This window comes from Streptomyces sp. STR69 (assembly GCF_024519455.1).
Taxonomy (GTDB): Bacteria; Actinomycetota; Actinomycetes; order Streptomycetales; family Streptomycetaceae; genus Streptomyces.
In genome coordinates, this window is sequence record NZ_JALJRY010000006.1 from 391,142 (window position 1) to 412,996 (window position 21,855).

A 21,855-nucleotide genomic window follows, 5' to 3' on the forward strand; every position below is an offset into this window, starting at 1 on the left:
AGAAGCGGCTCAAGAAGGGGATGGGCGACGACCGTCGACGGACAGGAACGCGCGGGCAATTTGTATCAAGCACGCGGTTGGGGAAAGAAGGGCGGGGGGTGTGATGTGGGGCACGTTGCGTTTGGGGCGGGGAGTGCCGGGTAAACGCGCGCCCAATTTCCGGTGCCGGTGGGTATCGGCGCGCCCGGCGCACTTCCTGGGCGACGGAACCGCTATGCATCGCCCTGGTACTGCTGAGAGCATCGGATGCGCACCGCTCGGAGGGACTTTTCGTCTTGGTGTGGAGGTATGAATTGCGTGTCAATGTGCGTTTTCGGCGGCGCCCGCACCTGGCGGGGTTACGCGCAGTAGCGACAGTCGCGGCGTCCGCGGCCCTCGTCGTGCCCCTCGCCGCGACCCCGTCGAGTGCGAACACGGTCCACGGGAGCGCGGCGGTCCGACAGGACGGCACTGCGGGGACACGCGCTCAACTGCGGGATTTGGCGCGGAAGTTGGTGGAAGAAGGAGTGCCTGGGGTGACCGTGCGGGTGGACGACGGTCACGGCAGGCCCATCGAGATCTCCGAGCAGGCCGCCTGGACGAAGAAGGACCATCGGCTCAGCGCGGACGACGAGGTGCGGGAAGCGTCCAACACCAAGACGGTGATGGCCACCCTCGTCCTGCAACTGGTCGCCGAGCACAGACTCGCCCTCACCGACCCGGTCGACAAGTGGCTGCCCGGCCAGGTGCGCAACGGCAGAGCAATCACCCTGCGCATGCTGCTCAACCACACCAGTGGGTTGTTCGACTACACCGACGACCCCGCCCTCGCACCGGCCCTCACCGGCCAGGACTCCCACGTATGGACGTCGACGGAAATCCTGAGTCTGGTGCGCGGACACCCGGCACTGTTCGAGCCCGGCACCGAGTGGTCCTACAGCAACACCAACTACATCGCGATCGGCGCCGTCCTGGAGAAGGCCACCGGCAAGAGCCTCGCGGCGCTGGTGCGGGACCGGATCGCCGGACCCCTGGGGCTCCGGCACACCTTCTACGCCACCGGCTCCGCCTGGCGCGACCGGCACGCGCACGGCTACGAACCCGACGCCGCCCACATGCCACCGGACGTCCCCGACGAGTTCAGGAACTACGCCGGACCGCAGCACGACGACCACGTGGACGTCACCGGCGACTACGTCACGGCCGACGGAGCGGATGCCGCGGTCGTGTCCACCGCCGGTGACTGGTCGCGTTTCTACGGCGCGCTGATGTCGGGCCGTCTGCTGCCCGCCGCCCAACTGGCCGAGATGCGCACCACCGTGCCGGAGATCGGGCCGGGGGACCCGGACGAGCTCGGCTACGGGCTGGGCATCGAGACGGCGAAGACCGACTGCGGCACGGTCTGGGACCACGTCGGCATCGTCCCGGGCTATGCGACGTACAACGTCACCGACTCCACCGGCCGTCGCACGGCCTCCTTCTTCTTCGCCACGTCCACTCTTCCCACCAGGCAGGCGCACCAGACCGGCGCGGCCCTGATGGACGCGGTCAACTGCGCCATCTTCGACTGACCGGAGTGGCACCCACCGCTAACGCCAGTGGACCGCCCCGCCGGCCGCGGGCGCCGTCGCCTCGATCTTCGCCCTGACCTCCCGCATCACGGCGACGATCCGCCCCTCGTGCTCCGGCGTGAGCCGAACCACCGGCACCGAGCAACTGATCGCGTCCAGCGGCGGGTTGTCGTAGCGCAGCGCGAAGCCGAAGCCGACGATCCCGAGGACGCCCTCCTCGCGGTCGACCGAGTAGCCGCGGGCGCGGATCGCGGCAAGGTCCGCGGCCAAGGCCTCCCGCGTGGTGCGGGTGTTGGGGGTCGCGGCCTCGTACGGCCCGGGCGGCAGCTCGGCGTCGTCCCGTTCCGCGAGCAGCGCCTTGCCGAGGGCGCCGACATGCGCGGGCAGCCGTCGCCCCACCCGGCTGATGGTCCGCAGGTACTCGTGCGACTCCCGCGTCGCGAGATAGGCGACGTCCCGCCCGTCCAGCCGTCCCAGGTGGATCGTCTCGCCGAGCGCCTGGGACGCCTCGTCGAGATACGGCCGTACGGTGCGTACGCGCGGGTCGGAGTCCAGATAGCTGGTGCCGGTGAGCAGGGCGTGGATGCCGATGCCGTACAGCGAGCCGGTGCTGTCGGTGCGGACCCAGCCGTGCGCGATCAGGGTCTGGAGGAGGGCGTACATCGAGCTGCGCGGCACGCCCAGCTCGTCGGCGAGTTCCTGGAGGCGCGCGGGACGGTCGCCGCGCGCGGCGAGCAGTTCGAGCAGCTCGACCGTACGGGCGGCGGACTTCACCTCGCGGACGCCACCGGGCTCTGACATGGGGAGATGGTAGCGAGCGGGTGCGCCCCATTGACGGCTGTGGTTCGCGTACCTAACCTTTGTCTTCATACATGGATGACGTCTACATAGGGAGATGGCCGGGAGATGGCCCAGGTGAACGGCGAAACGGAGACCGTGGTGCGCAGGCTGCGGGACGGGATGGCGGGCGGAGTGCTCTCCTTCCCGCTCACCTCCTTCCACGAGGACGGCTCCCTCGACCCCGACGGCTTCCGCACCCATGTCGCCGCCCAGACCGCCACCGCCCCCGGCGCGATCTTCCCCGCCTGCGGCACCGGCGAGTTCTTCTCGCTCGACGAGGACGAGTACCGGCAGGTCGTCACCATCGCCGTCGAGGAGGCGGCCGGCCGCGTCCCCGTCGTCGCCGGCGTCGGCTACGGCTGGGCACAGGCCGCCCGCTTCGCCCGCATCGCCGAGGAGGCCGGCGCCGACGCGCTCCTGGTCCTCCCGCACTACCTCGTCGCCGCCCCGCAGGACGGCCTGGTGGCCCAGCTCGAACAGCTCGCCACCCGCACCCGGCTCCCGCTCATCGCCTATCAACGCGGCCAAGTCGCCTATACGGCAAGCTCGTTGAGGCGCATCGCAGGCATCCCCGGCGTCATCGGCCTCAAGGACGGCCACAGCGACCTCGACCGGCTGCAACGCCTCACCCTCGCCGCCCCCGAGGGCTTCCTCTTCTTCAACGGCGCCTCCACCGCCGAGATCCAGGCCCGCGCCTACGCCACCGTCGGCGTCCCCGCCTACTCCTCCGCCGTCCACGCCTTCGCCCCCGAACTCGCGAACGCCTTCTTCGCCGCGCTGCGGGACGGCGACGACAAGACGATCGAGAAACTGCTCCGCGAGTTCTACGTCCCGTTCGTCGAACTCCGCGACCGGGTACCGGGATACGCCGTCTCCCTCGTCAAGGCGGCGGCCCGGCTGCGCGGTCGCCCGGTGGGCCCCGTGCGCGCCCCGCTCACCGACCCCACGGCCGCCGACCTGGCCGACCTCACCGCCCTGCTCACCACCGGACTCGACCTCGTAGGAGCCGCGCTGTGAACCTCGCCATCGCCGACGTCCGGCTCACCCCGATCCTGGTCGCCGACCCGCCGCTGCTGAACACCCAGGGCGTCCACCAGCCCTACACCCCCCGCCTGATCGTCGAGATCGAGACCGCCGACGGGATCACCGGCCTCGGCGAGACCTACGGCGACACCAAGTACCTGGAACTGGCCCGGCCCTACGCCGAGAAACTGATCGGCCGTCAAGTCAGTGATCTCAACGGCCTGTTCACCCTCGCCGACGAGCTGGCCGTCGACAGTTCCCGGACCTCCGCGCAGGTCGACGTCGGCGGACTCCGCGGCGTCCAGACCGCCGACAAGCTGCGGCTGTCCGTCGTCTCCGCCTTCGAGGTCGCCTGCCTCGACGCCCTCGGCAAGGCGCTCGGACTGCCCGTGCACGCGCTGCTCGGCGGCAAGGTGCGGGACGCGGTGGAGTACAGCGCCTACCTGTTCTACAAGTGGGCCGACCACCCCGAGGGCGTGGCGAGCGAGAAGGACGACTGGGGTGCGGCCGTCGATCCGGCCGGAGTCGTGGAGCAGGCGCGGAAGTTCAAGGAGCGGTACGGCTTCACCTCCTTCAAGCTCAAGGGCGGAGTCTTCCCGCCCGACGAAGAGATCGCCGCCGTACGGGCGTTGGCGGCGGCCTTCCCCGACCACCCCCTGCGCCTGGACCCCAACGGCGCCTGGTCCGTGGAGACTTCACTGAAGGTGGCGAAGGAACTCGGGGACGTCCTCGAATACCTGGAGGACCCCGCCCTCGGCACCCCCGCCATGGCCGAGGTGTCCGCCGGGACCGACGTGCCGCTCGCCACCAACATGTGCGTGACGACCTTCGCCGAGATCAAGGAAGCGTTCACGCGCGACGCCGTACAGGTGGTGCTCTCCGACCACCACTACTGGGGCGGACTGCGCAACACGCAGCAACTGGCCGCGATCTGCCGCACGTTCGGTGTCGGCATCTCCATGCACTCCAACACCCACCTCGGCATCAGCCTCGCCGCGATGACCCACGTCGCCTCGACCGTCCCCAACCTCCACCACGCCTGCGACTCCCACTACCCCTGGCAGTCCGAGGACGTCCTCACCGAACGCCTCACCTTCACCGACGCCAAGGTCACCGTCTCCGACGCGCCCGGCCTCGGCGTCGAACTCGACCGCGCCAAGCTGGAGTTGCTGCACCAGCGGTGGCTCGACGACGACGGCGCGCTGCGCGAGCGCGACGACGCGGCGGCGATGCGGATCACCGACCCGGAGTGGGTCACCCCCTCGATGCCACGCTGGTGAGAACCGGGCGACCGGATCCGGACGCGCCCGTCACGGGCAGCTGAGGGACACCCGCGCGCCGCACGGCCGGGACCTGCGGTTGCCGGATACCGGCGCGACGGGCGGGTCCGGAGCGGGAGCCGCCCTCACACGTGCGCGGTGGTGCACACTGGCCTGATCCGCATCACGTCAGGGAGCGCACCGTGACCGCGTCCACCGCGTCCACCGGAAAGGGATCGTCGGCCGACCGGGAGAGGAGATCCTGTCCGGCCCAGGTCGATCCCCTGTCCGCACTGCGCGCGCCGGACGACCCGCCCTGGGACGTGTACCTCACCGGCACCGTCTTCCTCGACATCATCTTCACCGGCCTCGAATCCGCCCCCGTGCGCGGCACCGAGTCCTGGGCCCGCGGAATGGGCTCAAGCCCCGGCGGCGTCGCGAACATGGCGACCGCGCTGGCCCGCCTCGGCCTGCGCACCTCACTCGCCGCGGCCTTCGGCGACGACCACTACGGCGAGTACTGCTGGGACGCGCTGGAACAGGGCGAGGGCATCGACCTCTCCACCTCCCGCTCGGTACCCGGCTGGCACTCCCCGGTCACCGTGTCGATGGCCTACGAGGGCGAACGCACGATGGTCTCCCACGGCCACGAGCCGCCCCCGGAGACCGAGTTCAGCGAAGGCGGCGCCCCGGACCGCCCGCCACGCGCGCGTGCCGCCATCGCCTCCCTCACCCCCGGCAAACAGGCCCCCTGGGTCGCCCAGGCCGCGAGCGAGGGCACCCGGATCTTCGCCGACGTCGGCTGGGACGAGACCGGAGCCTGGGACCTATCCGGACTTGCCGACCTCGCGCACTGCGAGGCGTTCCTGCCGAACGCCGAGGAAGCCATGCGCTACACCGGCGCCGACTGCCCCCGCGCCGCCGCCCACGCCCTCACCGAACACGTACCCCTCGCCGTCGTCACCCTCGGCGCGGACGGCGCCTACGCCGTGGACCGGCGCACCGGGGAATCGGCCTCGGTCCCGGCCATCGCCGTCGAGGCCCTCGACCCCACCGGCGCCGGCGACGTCTTCGTGGCCGGCTTCGTCACCGGCACCCTCGCCGGCTGGCCGCTCGCCGACCGCCTCGCCTTCGCCGGCCTCACCGCCGCCCTCTCCGTCCAGGAGTTCGGCGGCTCCCTCTCCGCACCGGGCTGGTCCGAGATCGGCGCCTGGTGGCGCAAGGTCCAGTCCGTCGAGGGCCAGGACCCGACCGCCCTGAACCGGTACGCGTTCCTGGCCGGCCTCGTCCCGGAGGAACAGGGCGACGGCAGCCCCTGGCCGCTGCGGCGGGCGGTGCCGACGATCGGGTTCGGCAGGTCGACGTAGGGGAGACGGGGGCGGGTGGCCGTGCGCCCGTCCCGGGCCGGGCTGGGCGAACCGTTCCTGCTCTGTTCGGATCAGCAGGCCCCCGCCCGCTCCACCACCCCGACGACCTCTTCCCGTACGGCCTCGAAGACCGCCTCCGGCAAGGTGCCGAGCGGTGTGAGGGCCAGGACACCGAGAACCCGGCGGACATCCGTGTCGTAGGGAACGGCCTCGCTGAGCACGTCGTAGCCGTCACGGACCGCGACCCGCAGAGTGGGCCGGTCCGCCCCCGTCACGGCGACCGCGACCACGAACGGGACCTCACCCCGCAGCACATCGGTCAGCTTGCGATAACCAGTGGCCACCGGCTCCCGCCAGCGCAGACTCAGCAGCAGCGGGCGCTTCGCCAGCAGCTCGGCGAGGTCGGTCTCGAAGGGACCGTCCGGTTCCAGGACGACCGCGCGGGCGTCCAGCACCAGCGCGGGCGGCAGCAGACAGCGCAGCGTGCTGCCCACTATGTTCCCGCCGACCGTCGCGGTCCGGCGCACCGCCCCGGTCCCCACCCCGGCCGCCGCCCGCCGCAGCACCTCCGGCACCCGCGCGTCGATCTCGTGCAGCAGTACGGCCGAGCCCAGCGTCCCGTCCCCGACCACCCTGGCCTCGGGCACCTCGCGCAGCGACACGGCCTGCTCGGGAAAACCGTCCCGCTGCCAGCCGGCCCACACAAGCGTCGCCCCGCCGACGGGCACCGCCCCCTCGGCCAGACACTCCTGCGCTTCGGACACGGACGTGGGCAGACGCACGAACACAGCGGCCGACCTGCTTTCCCTGCATGGCTTACTTGACGGACGTAGCGCATTGTCCGTACATACGAGGGGGCGCGAACAGGGCTCACGGCGTCACCCTGTGCACGCTCCCTGCGCCGGGCACGCCCCGTATTTCGTGGCCCGACGGTCACCGAAAAGCCCTACGGCGTTGTCAGTGGCCCGGCGTACCCTGGAAATCACCAGGCCGCCCTTGTGGCGGGCGAGTCGTATCGAGGAGGACGAGCAAGGCCTACGAGCCGGCCCATGACTCAGACACCCACAGCTCACACCCCCGCGCAGGGACAGGCGAGAGCAGAGATCACCGTCCCCGCCCAGCACGCCATGGTGACCCTCCTGGGATCCGGCGACGCTCTCCTGCGGGTGATCGAGAAGGCCTTCCCGGCGGCCGACATCCACGTCCGGGGCAATGAGATCAGCGCGGTCGGCGATGCCCGTGAAGTCGCCCTCATCCAGCGCCTGTTCGACGAGATGATGCTGGTGCTCCGCACCGGGCAGCCGATGACGGAGGACGCAGTGGAACGCTCGATCGCCATGCTCAGGGCGAGCGAGAACGGGGATGGCCCTGAGGAGACACCGGCCGAGGTGCTCACCCAGAACATCCTGTCCTCGCGAGGCCGCACGATCCGCCCCAAGACCCTGAACCAGAAGCGCTACGTCGACGCGATCGACAAGAACACGATCGTCTTCGGCATCGGCCCCGCCGGCACCGGCAAGACCTACCTCGCCATGGCCAAGGCGGTCCAGGCCCTCCAGGCCAAGCAGGTCAGCCGCATCATCCTGACCCGCCCGGCGGTCGAGGCGGGCGAGCGGCTGGGATTCCTCCCCGGCACGCTCTACGAGAAGATCGACCCGTACCTGCGCCCCCTCTACGACGCCCTCCACGACATGCTCGACCCGGAGTCGATCCCGAAGCTGATGGCAGCGGGGACGATCGAGGTGGCGCCGCTGGCATATATGCGCGGTAGGACGCTCAATGACGCCTTCATCATCCTGGACGAGGCACAGAACACGAGCCCCGAGCAGATGAAGATGTTCCTCACGCGGCTCGGGTTCGAGTCGAAGATCGTGATCACCGGTGACGTGACGCAGGTGGACCTGCCGAGCGGGACGAAGTCGGGGCTTCGGCAGGTGCAGGACATCCTGGAGGGGCTCGACGACGTGCACTTCTCCCGCCTGTCGTCGGCGGACGTCGTACGGCACAAGCTGGTCGGCCGTATCGTCGACGCGTACGAGAAGTACGACAGCGAGAACGGTACGGAGAACGGCACCCACAAGGGTGCCCGTGACAAGCGGAAGTAGATCAGCACGACCATGTCGATCGACGTCAACAACGAGTCCGGAACCGAGGTCGACGAGCAGGCGATCCTCGACATCGCCCGCTACGCGCTCGCGCGGATGCGCATCCACCCGCTCTCCGAACTGTCGGTGATCGCCGTGGACGCCGACGCCATGGAGCAGCTCCACATCCAGTGGATGGACCTGCCCGGGCCGACCGATGTCATGTCCTTCCCGATGGACGAGCTGCGTCCGCCGAGCAAGGACGACGAGGAGCCTCCGCAGGGGCTCCTCGGTGACATCGTGCTGTGCCCGGAGGTCGCCACGAAGCAGGGGGCCGAGGCCGAGACGCAGCACACCATGGACGAGGAGCTCCAACTCCTCACCGTCCACGGTGTGTTGCACCTGCTCGGCTACGACCACGAGGAGCCCGACGAGAAGGCCGAGATGTTCGGTCTGCAGGCCGCCATCGTGGACGGCTGGCGCGCGGAGAAGGGCCACGACGGCCCCTCCCCGGCGCCGACGGTCTCCTAGGGCACCGGGGCACCACGTCTCATGAGTCCTCAGATCGTCGTCGGCGCCATCGCCCTTGTCGTGGTCGCCTGGCTCGCCGCCTGCGCGGAGGCGGGCCTCGCGCGCGTCTCCAGCTTCCGCGCCGAGGAGGCCGTACGGTCCGGTCGGCGCGGCAGTGCCAAGCTCGCGCAGGTCGCAGCCGACCCGACCCGCTATCTCAATGTGGCGCTGCTGGTCAGGGTGGTCTGCGAGATGGCCGCCGCAGCGCTGGTCACCTACGAGTGTCTGCAGGAGATCCACGGGACCGCGCCCGCGCTGCTCGCCGCGATCGGCGTCATGGTGCTCGTGTCGTACGTCGCGGTGGGGGTGTCCCCGCGCACCATCGGGCGGCAGCATCCGCTGAACACGGCCACGGCGGCGGCGTACGTGCTGCTGCCGCTCGCGCGGATCATGGGCCCGATCCCGTATCTGCTGATCCTCATCGGCAACGCGCTCACCCCCGGCAAGGGCTTCCGGCGCGGTCCGTTCGCGTCCGAGGCCGAGTTGCGGGCGCTGGTGGACCTCGCCGAGAAGGAGTCGCTGATCGAGGACGAGGAGCGCCGGATGGTGCACTCGGTCTTCGAGTTGGGCGACACACTTGTCCGTGAGGTGATGGTGCCGAGGACCGATCTCGTCGTCATCGAGCGGTACAAGACGATCCGTCAGGCCCTCACCCTCGCGCTGCGCTCCGGTTTCTCGCGGATCCCGGTCACGGGGGAGAGCGAGGACGACATCGTCGGGATCGTGTATCTGAAGGACCTGGTCCGCAAGACCCACATCAGCCGGGACGCCGAGTCCGAGCTGGTCTCGACGGCCATGCGGCCCGCGAGCTTCGTGCCGGACACCAAGAACGCCGGTGACCTGCTGCGCGAGATGCAGCAGGAGCGCAATCACGTGGCCGTCGTCATCGACGAATACGGCGGCACGGCCGGCATCGTCACCATCGAGGACATCCTTGAGGAGATCGTCGGCGAGATCACCGACGAGTACGACCGTGAACTCCCGCCGGTGGAGGAGCTGGGCGACGACCGCTACCGGGTGACCGCCCGGCTGGACATCGGTGACCTGGGGGAGCTGTACGGCTTCGAGGCCTACGACGACGAGGACGTGGAGACGGTCGGCGGGCTGCTCGCGAAGGCGCTGGGCCGGGTTCCGATCGCCGGGGCGTCGTCGGTCGTGGAGCTGCCCGACGGACGCGAACTACGGCTGACGGCCGAGGCCTCGGCCGGTCGGCGGAACAAGATCGTGACGGTGCTGGTGGAGCCGGTGGGCCCGGGCGGCCCGCCGGAGGAGGAGACGAAGCCGGAGTGAGCCCCGAGGAACTGCGCGCGTTCTGCCTGTCGTTCAACGCGACGGTGGAGGACTTCCCCTTCACTCCCGAGACGTCCGTCTTCAAGGTGCTCGGCAAGCTCTTCGCCCTGACCCGGCTGGACGGCCGCCCTCTCACGGTCAACCTCAAGTGCGACCCGGAGGACGCGATCCGGCTCCGGGAGGAGTACGAGGGGCTGATCATCCCCGGGTATCACATGAACAAGCGGCACTGGAACACGGTGACGGTGGACGGGGACCTTCCCGACCGGCTTCTCAGGGAGCTGATCGAGGACTCGTACGACCTGGTGGTGGCGGGGCTGCCGCGCGCGGAACGGCTCCGGCTCGACCGGCCCTGAGAGACATGCGGGACGGGTCCTTCGTATGCTCTGGTCATGACCGAGAGCAGCGCGCTTGACCCCGAGGACCGTAAGATCGTCACCCTGGCCCGTTCGGCCCGGGCCCGCAATGGTGTGCCCGAGGGTGCCGCTGTGCGGGACGAGACCGGGCGGACGTATGTCGCCGGGACGGTCGCCCTTGAGTCGCTGAAGCTGAGCGCGCTGCAGACGGCGGTGGCGATGGCGGTGGCGTCCGGGGCGAAGTCCTTGGAGGCGGCGGCGGTGGTGACGGAAGCGGAGTCCGCGTCCGTCGAGGACCGTGCGGCCGTACGGGATCTGGGTGGGCCGGATACGCCCGTGCTGGTGGCCGCGCCGGACGGGGTGGTGCGGCAGACGGTGACCGCCGGCTGAGGCACTCCCGGCCCACCGACCGGAACCCTGTCCGGAATTAGCCCGTCCAGATTTCGCCCTTGCTCTCCCCCCGTCTCCCGCGCATCAATGGAACCGTAAGTTCCGACGGACCGTCAGATTCTGCTCGCGTGGCGCACCGCACCGTGTCCGTGAGTGGGGCTGAGGTGTTTCTCCCGTCCATCCCCACATGGCATTCCCAGACTCGGGAAGGGAACCGGATCCATGAAAGGCAAGCTGAGAAGCAAGCGAATCGGAACGGGTGCGGCACTGGTGATGGGGGTCCTCGCGGCCACCTCACTGGCGTTCGCGCCCAGCGCGCTCGCCGTCACTCCCCAGACGGCGACGATCACCGCGAGCTGCGGCATCTTCGGCGGCGGTGCGGCCACCATCACGGCCACGCAGGACGGGACGGCGGCCACGGTCACCGTCAACTCGTCCATCACCGCTCCGCTGGCCCTGGCGCAGGACTCGATCGCCTCCACCTTCACGTTCGTGAACGCGAGCGGTGGCACGACCGTCTTCAGCGGGACCGTGAACCCGGCCATGGCGACCGGCGACGCCGTCACCGTCGGTCCGCTCAGTGGCACCGTCGCCTCCGGTGACAGCCTGGAGGCGTACGGCGGCTCGCTGCAGATGACCATCTTCGGTATCGCCGTGACCTGCACGGCCACCGGAGCGCAGTCACCGGGTCCGTTCGTGTTCGACTGAGAATTCCCCCCACGGGCTCAACTGGGCCGTCAGTTCCCGCCGTTGAGCGCGAACTGACGGTCCATCAGTTTATTTTCCCGTGTCCATTGACTTCTCGCGCGATCCCCACATCAATGCCCCCTGTGGGCGCAGACGAGCCGCTGCGCCCACCGTCCTCAGGAGGGGGCACAGCCATGGCTACGACATCCCGAAGACGCCGATGGGCGTCGTTGCTCGGGGTGACCGCGCTCGCGGTCGCCACGGGCGGTGCGCTGGCCTGTCCGGCCGGCGCGTCGACGAACGTGGACTTCGCCACGCACTGCATCCCGCCGGCGGTCGCGGGCATCCCGCCGATCGACGGCACCACGACCGCCGCGATCACGGTGGACAACACCGCGCCCAAGGTCGGCGACACGGTCACCGTGACGTACACGGTGGTCAAGCCGGCCGCCAGCAACCCGACCGCGCTCGCCCTGCCGGCCGACATCATGACGCCCACCGGGAAGGTCATCCTCGGCGGTGCCCAGTCCGGCAGCTTCACGGTCGCCGGGCCCAAGAAGAACGACCCGGTGCCGGGCAACGGCGCCTTCCCGTCGTTCTCCATGACCGGCACCTTCACGGTCACCACTCCGGGCGCGATCACCCTCTCGCCCGGCGACTACAACATCCACACCAGCTACATCCTGGAGCTGGACACCCCCTGCACGGTGACGAACCCGCCGGCCCCGGTCTCCGAGACCGTCACGGCGACCGCCACTGTTCCGGTCAACACCCGTGCCATCAGCCTGGGTTCGGCCTCCGGCAACGCCGGTGACAGTGTCACCGTCACCGGCAGCAACTTCACTCCGGGTGCCACCGTGACCCTGGCCGGGCGGTCCGGGAGCGCCCAGACCGCGGACACGGCGACCGTCACGGCCACCAGCGCCGGCACCATCAGCGGCTCGCTCACGGTCAACGACAAGACGACGACCGGGATCGTGGCGTACGAGGGCAGTGCGTGGAGTGCCGATCTGGGTGCCGGTCCGGCCGCCTATGTCGTCAACGACACCACGCCCGTTCCGCCGGGGAGTCAGAAGCTGACGACCACCGTCAAGGCGGGCAGTCTGTCGATGTCGCAGGCAGGGGACGCCGTGGGCCTCTCCGCCGTCGACTTCGGCAAGGGCGGTGCCTCCACGGGCGCCCTCAACACGGTGACGGTCCAGGACTTCCGCGGCGGACCCGCGGGCTGGTCCCTGACCGGCAAGGTCACCGACTTCACCGGTCCCGGCGCCAAGATCGATGCCGGGGCGCTGAGTTGGACTCCCGCCTGCGCCACCAAGGCGGGCAGCCCGAGCACGTGTGTCGCCGGTTCGGCGGGCACGGTGGGCTCTTCGGGGGCGACGCTCGCCTCCACGCCCGACGGTACGGTCACCGGCGGCGAGTTCACCGCCGACGCCGGACTCTCCCTGAACGTACCGGCGTTCACGCCTCCGGGCTCGTACTCCGGCGTTCTGACGCTCACGCTCACCTGACCGTCCGAACTCATCTCCGGTGGCCGGGCGCCCGCACCCGCCCGACCGCCGCACACCACGTCCGTGGGGGTCCGCACCCATGCGCAAGCTGTACGTCCTCCTCCTGAGCCTCTGCCTCGGTCTCTCCTTCGATGTGCTCGCCGCGACCTCCTCCCACGCGGCGGACAACGGCAGTTGGTCCGTGTACCCGGCCGCCTCGCAGATCGCCGCGCGGCCGTACTTCTATCTCTCCGCCGATCCCGGCCAGACCATCCAGGACAAGGTGGTCGTCGCCAACAAGACGGCGAAGCCGCTCACCTTCCGGCTGTACGCGGCCGACGCCTACAACACCGCGCGCGACGGCGGGTTCGCCGTGCGGACGGTGAAGGAGAAGATGGGGGGAGTGGGCGCGTGGGCGAAGCCCGCGAAGTCCGAAGTCACCGTCCCCGCCCACAGGACGGTCACCGTGCCGTTCACCCTGCATGTGCCCGAAGGGGCCGAACCGGGCGACCACCCGGGCGCGTTGGTCGCCCTCGACGAGCGCGTCGACAAGGGCGACGGATCACTGGCCCTCGGTGTGCAGCGGGCCGTCGGCGCCCGTGTCTACCTCCGGGTGAGCGGCCCCACGCTCCCCGCGCTCGCCGTCGAGCACGTCCACATCGCCCATCACCAGCCGCTGGTACCGGGGTTGGGGAGCAGCGACGCGACGATCTCCTACACGCTGCACAACACCGGCAACGTCACCCTCGACCCGAAGGTGACGCTGAAGGCGCAGGGACTGTTCGGCCGGACGCTGCTCTCGCGCGGACTGACCCGGATCCCGGCCGAGTTGCTGCCCGGGCAGAGCGTGAAGCTCAGCGAGCCGTGGAAGGGCGCGCCTCAACTCGACTGGGGCGACATCACGTTGACCGCGAGCGCGACCGGCACCAAGCAGTCGGCGAGCGCGTCGTTCTTCGCGCTGCCCTGGCTCGCGGCGGCGCTGCTGCTCGCGGTCGGGTTCGTCGGGGGAGTGCTGGCGGTCAGAGCGCGTCGGGGCCGCGTTCGCCCGTCCGTACCCGTACGACCGTCTCGACCGGAATCGACCACACCTTCCCGTCCCCGATCTTCCCCGTCTGCGCGGCCTTGACGATCGCGTCGATCACGGCGTCCGAGTCCGCGTCGTCGACGACGACCTCGATCCGCACCTTCGGCACGAGGTCGACGCGGTACTCGGCGCCCCGGTACACCTCGGTGTGCCCGCGCTGCCGGCCGTAGCCGCTGGCCTCGGTGACGGTCAGACCGTGCACGCCGAGCTCCTGGAGCGCCGTCTTGACCTCGTCGAGGCGGTACGGCTTGACGATCGCGGTGATGAGCTTCATGGCTGGGACGTGGCCTTCTGGAGGGAGGGGACGGACGGGCCGACCGGGGCTCCGTGCCCCAGGACGCCGTGATCGTATGCGGTCTCGGCGTGCACCGTAAGGTCAAGCCCCGTCCGCTCCTCCTCTTCACTCGCCCGCAGCCCCGTCACCCGGTCGAGCAGCTTCCCGATGCCGTACGTCACGAGGAACGCGTACGCCCCTACGGCGACCACGGCCACCAGCTGCTTGCCGAGCTGGGCGAGCCCGCCGCCGTAGAGAAGGCCTTCGGGGCCGCCGGTCATGGCGGTGGCCGCGAAGACGCCGATCAGGAGGGTGCCGATGATGCCGCCGACCAGGTGGACGCCGACGACGTCGAGCGAGTCGTCGTAGTTGAGCTTGAACTTCCAGGCGACCGCGTACGAGCAGACGGCGCCGGCGGCGAGGCCGACGACCAGCGCGCCGAGCAGCGAGACCGAGCCGCAGGACGGGGTGATCGCGACCAGGCCGGCCACCGCGCCGGAGGCCGCGCCCAGGGTGGTCGGATGTCCGTCGCGCTTCTGCTCGACGAAGAGCCAGCCGAGCAGGCCGGTGCAGCCGGCGGCGAGGGTGTTGAGGAAGGCCGCGGCGGCGAGGCCGTTGGCGCCGAGCGCGGAGCCGGCGTTGAAGCCGAACCAGCCGAACCAGAGCAGGCCCGCGCCCAGCATGACCATGGGGAGGTTGTGCGGACGCATGGCGTCCTTCTTGAAGCCGAGGCGGGGGCCGACCACCAGGCACAGGGCCAGGCCCGAGGCGCCCGAGGTGATTTCGACGGGGAGGCCGCCCGCGAAGTCGAGGGCGCCGAGGTGCGCCGCGATCCAGCCGCCCGGGCCCCACACCCAGTGCGCGACGGGAACGTATACGAGCAGCGCCCAGACGGGCACGAAGATCAGCCACGCCCCGAACCGCACCCGGTCGGCCACCGCCCCGCTGATCAGCGCGGCCGTGATGATCGCGAAGGTGAGCTGGAAGGTGGCGAAGAGGAGGGTGGGGACGGTGCCGTGGACGGAGTCCGGGCCGAGGCCCGCCATGCCGGCGTGCTCCAGCCCGCCGATCAGGCCGCCACCGATGTCGTCGCCGAAGGCGAGCGAGTACCCGGCCGCCAGCCACACCACCGTGACCAGGGCGATCGACACGAAACTCATCATCAGCATGTTGAGGACGCTCTTCGTGCGGACCATGCCGCCGTAGAAGAGGGCCAGGCCCGGGGTCATCAGCAGGACGAGGGCGGTGGCGGCGAGCAGCCAGGCGGTGTCGCCGGTGTCGATACGCCCGGCGGCGAGTGCGGCGGCGGGGGTCACGGTCGTCACGGTCGTCTCCAACGGTGTGGGGGCTCGTCAGAGGGTCACCGGCCTGGGTTTCCGGTTGCGCACGTACGTGTTTCGGTGACGTTTCATTGCGTCGGGGTTACCGAAAGCTCACCGTGTGAGGCTCCGGTGGACTGTTGTGCGGCGCGGGCCTGTGGATCAGGGACAATGGGCGCCATGAGCGTTCGTACCCCGTCATCCAAGCCGTCTGACTCGTCGGAGGCTCCCCACCGCGCCGGCTTCGCCTGCTTCGTGGGCCGCCCCAACGCGGGCAAGTCCACCCTTACGAATGCTCTGGTCGGCCAGAAGGTGGCGATCACCGCCAACCAGCCGCAGACCACGCGGCACACGGTCCGCGGCATCGTGCACCGGCCGGACGCGCAGCTGATCCTGGTCGACACCCCTGGCCTGCACAAGCCGCGCACGCTGCTCGGCCAGCGGCTCAACGACATCGTCCGGACGACCTGGGCCGAGGTCGACATCATCGGCTTCTGTCTGCCGGCGAACGAGAAGCTGGGCCCGGGCGACCGTTTCATCGCGAAGGAACTGGCGTCCATCAAGAAGACGCCGAAGATCGCGATCGTCACGAAGACCGACCTGGTCGACTCCAAGACCCTCGCCGAGCAGCTGATCGCCATCGACCAGCTCGGCAAGGAGCTGGGCTTCGAGTGGGCGGAGATCGTGCCGGTGTCGGCGGTCGCGGACCAGCAGGTGGATCTGCTCGCCGACCTCCTCATCCCGCTGCTCCCGGAGGGCCCTGCCCTCTACCCCGAGGGCGACCTCACCGACGAGCCCGAGCAGGTCATGATCGCGGAACTGATCCGCGAGGCCGCGCTGGAAGGCGTCCGGGACGAGCTGCCCCACTCCATCGCCGTCGTCGTCGAGGAGATGCTGCCGCGCGAGGACCGCCCCGCCGACAAGCCCCTCCTCGACATCCACGCCTTCGTCTACATCGAGCGGCCGAGCCAGAAGGGCATCATCATCGGCCCGAAGGGCGCGCGGCTGAAGCAGGTCGGGATCAAGTCGCGTCAGCAGATCGAGGCGCTGCTCGGCACGCCGGTCTTCCTCGACCTGCATGTGAAGGTGGCGAAGGACTGGCAGCGGGATCCTCGGCAGTTGCGCAAGCTCGGCTTCTAGGAAGCCGTTCCCTGCGGGCTCATGTCCTGCAGGCCCACCACGCGCAGGAGTTGGAGCCGTTCGTACGACTCCGTGCCGGGGCGGGCCGTGTGGATGATCAGCAGGTGGTGGGCGTCCTGGTTCAGGAGGATCTCGCAGTCCAACTCCAGGAGACCGACCAGCGGGTGAAGGAAGCGCTTCGTGGACCGGCGGCGTACCGCCACCTCGTGTTCCGCCCACAGTCGCGCGAACTCCTCGCTGGACGACCGCAGTTCGGCCACCAGCGCGGCCGGCTCGGGGTCGTCGGGGCGGGCCGCGGCCACCGCGCGCAGGTTCGCCACGTGAGAGCGCGCGTGCTCCGCCACGTCCTCCGGGGGGAACATCTCCCGTGCCGTCGGGTTCAGGAAGAAACGGCGGAGCAGGTTGCGGTCCCGGGGCGGCCGGGCGAGCGCGTCGCCCGACAGCGCCCGTGACATCGCGTTCTGCGCGATCATCTCGCCGCAGTCGCTCGACACGTGCGCCGGGGTGTCGTGCAGCCGGTCCAGGACGAGGAGGAGGCCCGGCCGCAGGTGTGCGGTCCCGCCGCCCCGGCGCGGCGGCTCCTCGCCGGTCAGGTGGAAGAGGTGGTCGCGTTCGTCGTCCGTGAGCCGCAGTGCCCGCGCGAGCGCCGTGAGCATCTGGCGGGACGGGCGCGAACCCCGGGACTGTTCGAGGCGCGCGTAGTAGTCCACGGACATCCCGGCGAGCTGTGCCACCTCCTCGCGGCGCAGGCCAGGCGTACGGCGGCGGGCGCCGGCCGTGAGGCCCACGTCGGAGGGGTCCAGGCGGGCCCGGCCCCGGCGCAGGAAGTCGGCGAGTTCGGCTCGGTTCACGCTTCCAGCGTGCGGCAGTCCGCCCGGCTTATCCAGGGACTGCCGGTCCCCTGATCGGAAGGTCTCTCCCGGTCGCGCCGGTCCCGTCCCAGGCTGGTGGCACCAGATCGTGAGGAGCAGATGATGTTGACACTGGTGACAGGCGCGACGGGACAGGTCGGACGGCGCTTCGTACCGAGGCTGCTGGCACAGGCCGGGCCGGGCGAGCGCGTACGGGTCCTGGTCCGCGACGAGGCTCGCGGTGAACCCTTCGCCGAGCTGGGCGCCGAGGTCGTGCTCGGTGACCTGCGGGACGAGGACGCCCTCGGCAAGGCGGTCTCCGGCGCCGACGCGGTCGTGAACGTCGCCGCGTCCTTCCGCGGGGTCCCGGACGAGGAGGCCCGGGCCGTCAACCGGGACGCGGCGGTGGCCCTGGGCCGGGCAGCACTGGCCTCCGGCGTACGGCGCTTCGTACAGGTCAGCACGGGGCTCGTGTACGGCACCGGGCGGGGTCGCCCCATGACCGAGGAGGACGAGAGCCGTCCCGGCGGCGAGATGTGGGGCGCCTACCCCGACGCGAAGGCGGCGGCCGAACGGGAACTCCTCGCGCTCGACGACATGGACGTACGAGTGGCCCGACTCCCCTTCGTATACGGCGAGGGTGACCCGCACCTCGCCAACTCCCTCCGCTTGGCGGCACATTGGGCCTCCAACCAGCGCCTGCACATGGGCCACCACGCGGACGTCGCCCAGGGCCTGCTCCGCGTCCTGCACGCCCCGGGAGTCGCCGGCCGCGTCTACAACATCGCCGACGACGCCCCGGTCACCGCGGTCGAACTCCACCTGCTGAACGGCGTGGAGATCCCCACCGACATGGACACCCGCACCGACCCGGACCCCTGGCTCGGCATCATGTCCACGGAACGCATCCGCCGGGAACTGGGCTACCGCCCGCTGTACCCGACGGCGTGGTCGGCCCGGGACGCGGGCGCGCTCTGACCCGGGTCAGTCCACCCCCCGGATCCGCCGCACCAGCAACGCCCCCGCCATCCCGATCACCGCCGACACCAGATACAGCACCCGGTACCCGCCCAGATACGTCACGATCGGTGCGGCGAGGGCGGGTGCCGCGACCTGGGGAAGGGCGTTGGCGACGTTGATGACGCCGAGGTCCTTGCCGCGGTCCAGGGCCTTCGGGAGGACGTCCGTCATCAGTGCGAAGTCGACCGAGGTGAAGACGCCGAAGCCGATGCCCAGGAGGGCCGCCGAGGTGATCGCGCCCGGCCAGGTCTGCCAGCCCGCGAGGACCGCCGTGGCGACCGCCATCAGGACGCCGGACCAGATCACGAACGGCTTGCGGCGGCCGACCCGGTCGGACCAGACCCCGCCGACCACCACCGTGGCCAGCAGCGTGAGGCCGTTCACGGCCGTCAGGATCAGGACCCCCTGGTCCGGGTCGTGGTAGTGCAGGCGGTCGCGCAGGTAATACAACAGATACAGCAGCACCAGCGCGTTGCTCAGGTTGATCAGGAAGCGGGTCAGCCATGCCCAGCCGAGGTCGGGGTAGCGGCGCGGGCTCAGCCAGAAGCCCTTGAAGAAGCCCGGCCAGGACCACAACGGCCGGTCCGCCGGGCGGAGTTGCAGATCCTTGTAGCGGAGCACGTACGGCAGTACGCCCACCGCCGTGAACACCGCGCACGCCACATAGCCCGCCCCGATGCCCCCGGCCGCCGTCGCCAGGCCCGTACCGCCGACCACGCCCAGGATCTGCGCGGCGCCCAACCAGCCGCCCACAGAACCGCGTTGGAGACGCGGGACACGGTCGGGGACGGCCGCGGTGACCGCCGCGAAGGCCGCGTTCAGGGTGAGTTGGACCAGGCACCAGCCGGCCGCCATCGTCCACACCCCGCCCGCACCCGCGAGCAGCAGCAACGACAGCGCCCCGCCCGCCGACCCGGCCACGATCCACGGCGTACGACGGCCCCACCGCGACGTCGTACGGTCGGACAGCGCGCCGAAGAGCGGATTGGCGACCAGGGACACCAGCGCGCCCGCGCCGGTCACCCACGCCAGCATCGTCTCCTTGGACATGCCGGTGCCCGGCGCGAAGTCCTTGGCCTGGGAGGCCAGCAGGATCTGCAGCGGGCCGTACCAGCCCACCCAGATCGCCCCGTTGGCCAGCGACAGCGCGGACGTCCAGCCCCGCCCGACCCGCTCGACGGGCTCGGCGAGGGCGCTCGACGCGGAGACCGCGTCCGCCGCGTCGGCCGTCGTCATCCCTGTACCCGCTCTCTCTGTGCCCGCAGCAGGCCCTGGAACCAGCCGTACGACGCCTTCGGAGTGCGCGCCTGCGTCTCGTAGTCGACGTGGACGAGGCCGAAGCGGCGCTCGTAGCCCTCCGCCCACTCGAAGTTGTCGAGGAGCGACCACACGAAGTAGCCGCGGACGTCCACGCCCGCCTCCAACGCCCCGTGCAGCGCCCGGACATGGCCGTCGAGGTAGGCGATCCGGTCCTGGTCGTCGACGCCGTCGTAGGAGCAGCCGTTCTCGGTGATGACGACGGGCGGGAGGCGGTCGCCGTAGCGGTCGCGGAAGGTGGTGAGGAGTTCGGTGAGGCCCTCGGGGACCACCGGCCAGCCGAAGTCCGTGACCGGGACGCCCTCGATCTCCCTTACGGAGAAGGGGAGTTCGGCGGGGAGAGTCAGTCCGCCGAACTCGATCTCCGCGCCCTGGGGTGCTCCGACCCGGCTCGGCGCGTAGTAGTTGATGCCGTACCAGTCGATCGGCTCGGCGATCACCTTCAGGTCGGACTCCACGTCACCGGGCATCAACTCACCCAGCCCTGAGGGGTATTCGCCGAGGAGCAGGGGGTCGGCGAACAGGCGGTTCAGGAGCAGGTCGTAGAAGTTCGCGGCCTCGACGTCCTCCGGCTCCTGCGAGGCCGGCCAGGTCGGGCCGTGCGAGTTGGCGATCCCGATGTCGGTGGCACCGGCCGCGCGCAGGGCCCGTACCGCCAGGCCGTGGGCCAGGAGTTGGTGGTGGGCGACCGGGAGCGCGTCGAACAGCAACTCCTTGCCCGGTGCGTGGGCGCCCAGCGCGTGTCCCAACAGGGTGTGTTCGGCGGGCTCGTTGAGGGTGATCCACTTCTTCACCCGGTCGCCCAGGCGGTCGGCGACCACCGACACGTACTCGGCGAAACGCGAGGCCGTGTCCCTCTGCAACCAGTCCTGGGTGACCGGGAGATCCCAGTGGAAGAGGGTCGGGACCGGACGTACGCCCGCCGCGAGCAGGTCGTCGACGAGACGGTCGTAGAAGTCGAGGCCGCCGGGGGAGTTGACGCGCGGCCAGGAGATCGAGAAGCGGTACGCGTCCACGCCCAGGTCGGCCAGGAGGGCCACGTCCTCGCCGTGGCGGTGGAAGTGGTCGCAGGCCACCGCCGCCGTCGAACCGTCCTTGATCCGGCCCGGCTCGGCCTCGAACACGTCCCAGACGGAGGGCTCGCGCTCGTCGGCCGCACCCTCGATCTGGTGGGCCGAGGTCGAGACACCCCAGAGGAAATCGGCCGGGAACCGGGGTATCGGATTGCCTGCATCAGTCGCCATGCGCCGGATCATCCGTACCGGTGGTAACGGGTGTCAACGGGCGGGCGTGAACAAGCAGTTACGCACCTTCCTTCAACACCCTCTGGATCAGCGTCCGTTGCTCCTCCGTGAGCCTGGGGTCGGCCGTGTACACGGTCTTCCCGTCCACCGTGATCTCGTAGTGGAAGCCGTCCGGGACACCGGACTTCGGCGTGCGCTGGCCGTCGGCGACCGCCCGCTCGGCCAGCGCGTGCCACTCATGGGCGTCGGGCCGCGCCGAGGTGTCGACCTCGCCGCGGCGCTCGATGCCACCGAACCCACCCGTGCGCCGTACCTGAATACGCATGGGTCCTGTCTAGTACGGATACGGGTCCGGCGCGACTGCCGCGGTTACGAGGTCGGCACCCCGACCTGTTCCCACGCCTTCTGTACGGCCTGGAGCTCCTCGCCGCCGTCCCCGAACCGGGTCTTCGCGGCGGCGACGGTGAGGGTGGCGAAGTCGGTGAACAGGGCGTCCTTCTTGAGTTCGCCGCCGGTCAGGACGTCGTACCAGATCTGGCCGGCCTTCTCCCAGGCGTGTCCGCCGAGCGCGTCGGCGACCAGGTAGAAGGCGTGGTTGGGGATGCCGGAGTTGAGGTGCACACCGCCGTTGTCGCGCCCGGTCTTGATGAAGCCGTCCATCGTCGCGGGCTGCGGGTCCTTGCCGAGGGCGTCGTCGTCG

Annotated in this window: 23 protein-coding genes; 14 read left to right on the forward strand and 9 right to left on the reverse strand. The window is 70.4% G+C overall.

What is annotated here, in order from left to right; all coding sequences use genetic code 11:
• The first annotated feature begins 515 nt into the window (after window positions 1-515).
• Window positions 516-1,550, forward strand: a complete 1,035-nt coding sequence (locus tag OC490_RS14080) for a serine hydrolase domain-containing protein (RefSeq protein ID WP_262058234.1) — start codon at window positions 516-518, stop codon at window positions 1,548-1,550.
• 18 nt (window positions 1,551-1,568) lie between these two features.
• On the opposite strand, the gene OC490_RS14085 is transcribed toward OC490_RS14080, so the two are convergent.
• Window positions 1,569-2,351, reverse strand: coding sequence for an IclR family transcriptional regulator (locus OC490_RS14085; protein WP_262058235.1), 783 nt, complete (start codon window positions 2,349-2,351; stop codon window positions 1,569-1,571).
• 105 nt (window positions 2,352-2,456) lie between these two features.
• On the opposite strand from OC490_RS14085, the gene OC490_RS14090 reads away from it, so the two are divergent.
• From OC490_RS14090 to OC490_RS14100, 3 genes are all read left to right on the forward strand, one after another.
• Window positions 2,457-3,407, forward strand: coding sequence for a 5-dehydro-4-deoxyglucarate dehydratase (locus OC490_RS14090; RefSeq protein ID WP_262058236.1), 951 nt, complete (start codon window positions 2,457-2,459; stop codon window positions 3,405-3,407).
• On the forward strand, window positions 3,404-4,693 hold the full coding sequence (locus OC490_RS14095) for a glucarate dehydratase family protein (protein ID WP_262058237.1): 1,290 nt from the start codon (window positions 3,404-3,406) through the stop codon (window positions 4,691-4,693). Before OC490_RS14090 ends, OC490_RS14095 begins: the two co-directional genes overlap by 4 nt.
• 182 nt (window positions 4,694-4,875) lie before the next feature.
• The gene (locus tag OC490_RS14100) at window positions 4,876-6,039 is read left to right on the forward strand and encodes a carbohydrate kinase family protein (protein ID WP_262058238.1); all 1,164 of its coding nucleotides are present in this window, start codon (window positions 4,876-4,878) and stop codon (window positions 6,037-6,039) included.
• Window positions 6,040-6,110: 71 nt separating this feature from the next.
• Here the strand turns inward: OC490_RS14100 and OC490_RS14105 are convergent, their stop codons facing one another.
• Window positions 6,111-6,827 (reverse strand): FAD binding domain-containing protein, encoded by a 717-nt coding sequence (locus tag OC490_RS14105; RefSeq protein WP_262058239.1) that lies wholly within the window; start codon window positions 6,825-6,827, stop codon window positions 6,111-6,113.
• A gap of 261 nt (window positions 6,828-7,088) precedes the next feature.
• Here OC490_RS14105 and OC490_RS14110 point away from each other — a divergent pair, with 261 nt between their 5' ends.
• From OC490_RS14110 to OC490_RS14145, 8 genes are all read left to right on the forward strand, one after another.
• Window positions 7,089-8,144, forward strand: coding sequence for a PhoH family protein (locus tag OC490_RS14110; protein ID WP_262058240.1), 1,056 nt, complete (start codon window positions 7,089-7,091; stop codon window positions 8,142-8,144).
• 12 nt (window positions 8,145-8,156) lie between these two features.
• On the forward strand, window positions 8,157-8,654 hold the full coding sequence (ybeY, locus tag OC490_RS14115; protein WP_200712892.1) for an rRNA maturation RNase YbeY: 498 nt from the start codon (window positions 8,157-8,159) through the stop codon (window positions 8,652-8,654).
• 21 nt (window positions 8,655-8,675) lie between these two features.
• On the forward strand, window positions 8,676-9,983 hold the full coding sequence (locus OC490_RS14120) for a hemolysin family protein (RefSeq protein ID WP_262058241.1): 1,308 nt from the start codon (window positions 8,676-8,678) through the stop codon (window positions 9,981-9,983).
• Window positions 9,980-10,339 (forward strand): MmcQ/YjbR family DNA-binding protein, encoded by a 360-nt coding sequence (locus OC490_RS14125; protein ID WP_262058242.1) that lies wholly within the window; start codon window positions 9,980-9,982, stop codon window positions 10,337-10,339. The genes OC490_RS14120 and OC490_RS14125 overlap by 4 nt, the downstream gene beginning before the upstream one ends.
• A gap of 36 nt (window positions 10,340-10,375) precedes the next feature.
• Window positions 10,376-10,729 (forward strand): cytidine deaminase, encoded by a 354-nt coding sequence (locus tag OC490_RS14130; RefSeq protein ID WP_262058243.1) that lies wholly within the window; start codon window positions 10,376-10,378, stop codon window positions 10,727-10,729.
• A gap of 222 nt (window positions 10,730-10,951) precedes the next feature.
• Window positions 10,952-11,437 (forward strand): hypothetical protein, encoded by a 486-nt coding sequence (locus OC490_RS14135; RefSeq protein ID WP_410098618.1) that lies wholly within the window; start codon window positions 10,952-10,954, stop codon window positions 11,435-11,437.
• Window positions 11,438-11,610: 173 nt separating this feature from the next.
• A complete protein-coding gene (locus OC490_RS14140) occupies window positions 11,611-12,927 on the forward strand; it encodes a beta-xylosidase (protein ID WP_262058244.1) in 1,317 nt (438 codons plus the stop codon).
• Window positions 12,928-13,006: 79 nt separating this feature from the next.
• Window positions 13,007-14,032: a DUF916 domain-containing protein gene (locus OC490_RS14145; RefSeq protein WP_262058245.1), complete on the forward strand. Its 1,026-nt coding sequence runs from the start codon at window positions 13,007-13,009 to the stop codon at window positions 14,030-14,032.
• On the opposite strand, the gene OC490_RS14150 is transcribed toward OC490_RS14145, so the two are convergent.
• Complete coding sequence (locus tag OC490_RS14150; RefSeq protein WP_200682139.1) at window positions 13,926-14,264, reverse strand: P-II family nitrogen regulator; 339 nt, start codon at window positions 14,262-14,264, stop codon at window positions 13,926-13,928. The two genes, OC490_RS14145 and OC490_RS14150, sit on opposite strands and share 107 nt — an antisense overlap.
• Window positions 14,261-15,601, reverse strand: a complete 1,341-nt coding sequence (locus OC490_RS14155) for an ammonium transporter (protein WP_410098619.1) — start codon at window positions 15,599-15,601, stop codon at window positions 14,261-14,263. The genes OC490_RS14150 and OC490_RS14155 overlap by 4 nt, the downstream gene beginning before the upstream one ends.
• 153 nt (window positions 15,602-15,754) lie before the next feature.
• On the opposite strand from OC490_RS14155, the gene era reads away from it, so the two are divergent.
• Entirely contained in the window at window positions 15,755-16,723 is a 969-nt protein-coding gene (gene era, locus OC490_RS14160) for a GTPase Era (RefSeq protein WP_262058246.1), read from the forward strand.
• Here the strand turns inward: era and OC490_RS14165 are convergent.
• Window positions 16,720-17,574 carry a helix-turn-helix transcriptional regulator gene (locus OC490_RS14165; protein WP_262058247.1) on the reverse strand — a complete coding sequence of 285 codons (855 nt, stop codon included), beginning with the start codon at window positions 17,572-17,574 and terminating at the stop codon, window positions 16,720-16,722. The genes era and OC490_RS14165 overlap by 4 nt on opposite strands.
• A gap of 123 nt (window positions 17,575-17,697) precedes the next feature.
• On the opposite strand from OC490_RS14165, the gene OC490_RS14170 reads away from it, so the two are divergent.
• Entirely contained in the window at window positions 17,698-18,552 is an 855-nt protein-coding gene (locus OC490_RS14170; protein ID WP_262058272.1) for an NAD-dependent epimerase/dehydratase family protein, read from the forward strand.
• A gap of 6 nt (window positions 18,553-18,558) precedes the next feature.
• Here the strand turns inward: OC490_RS14170 and OC490_RS14175 are convergent, their stop codons facing one another.
• The 4 genes from OC490_RS14175 to OC490_RS14190 all read right to left on the reverse strand — a co-directional run.
• Window positions 18,559-19,830, reverse strand: a complete 1,272-nt coding sequence (locus tag OC490_RS14175) for an MFS transporter (RefSeq protein WP_262058248.1) — start codon at window positions 19,828-19,830, stop codon at window positions 18,559-18,561.
• Entirely contained in the window at window positions 19,827-21,167 is a 1,341-nt protein-coding gene (locus tag OC490_RS14180; protein ID WP_262058249.1) for a GH1 family beta-glucosidase, read from the reverse strand. Before OC490_RS14180 ends, OC490_RS14175 begins: the two co-directional genes overlap by 4 nt.
• A 46-nt stretch (window positions 21,168-21,213) precedes the next feature.
• Window positions 21,214-21,480 (reverse strand): protealysin inhibitor emfourin, encoded by a 267-nt coding sequence (locus OC490_RS14185; RefSeq protein WP_200712879.1) that lies wholly within the window; start codon window positions 21,478-21,480, stop codon window positions 21,214-21,216.
• A gap of 44 nt (window positions 21,481-21,524) precedes the next feature.
• Window positions 21,525-21,855, reverse strand: a 331-nt coding sequence (locus tag OC490_RS14190; RefSeq protein WP_262058250.1) for a peptidase M4 family protein, incomplete at its 5' end; no start/stop codon positions are given.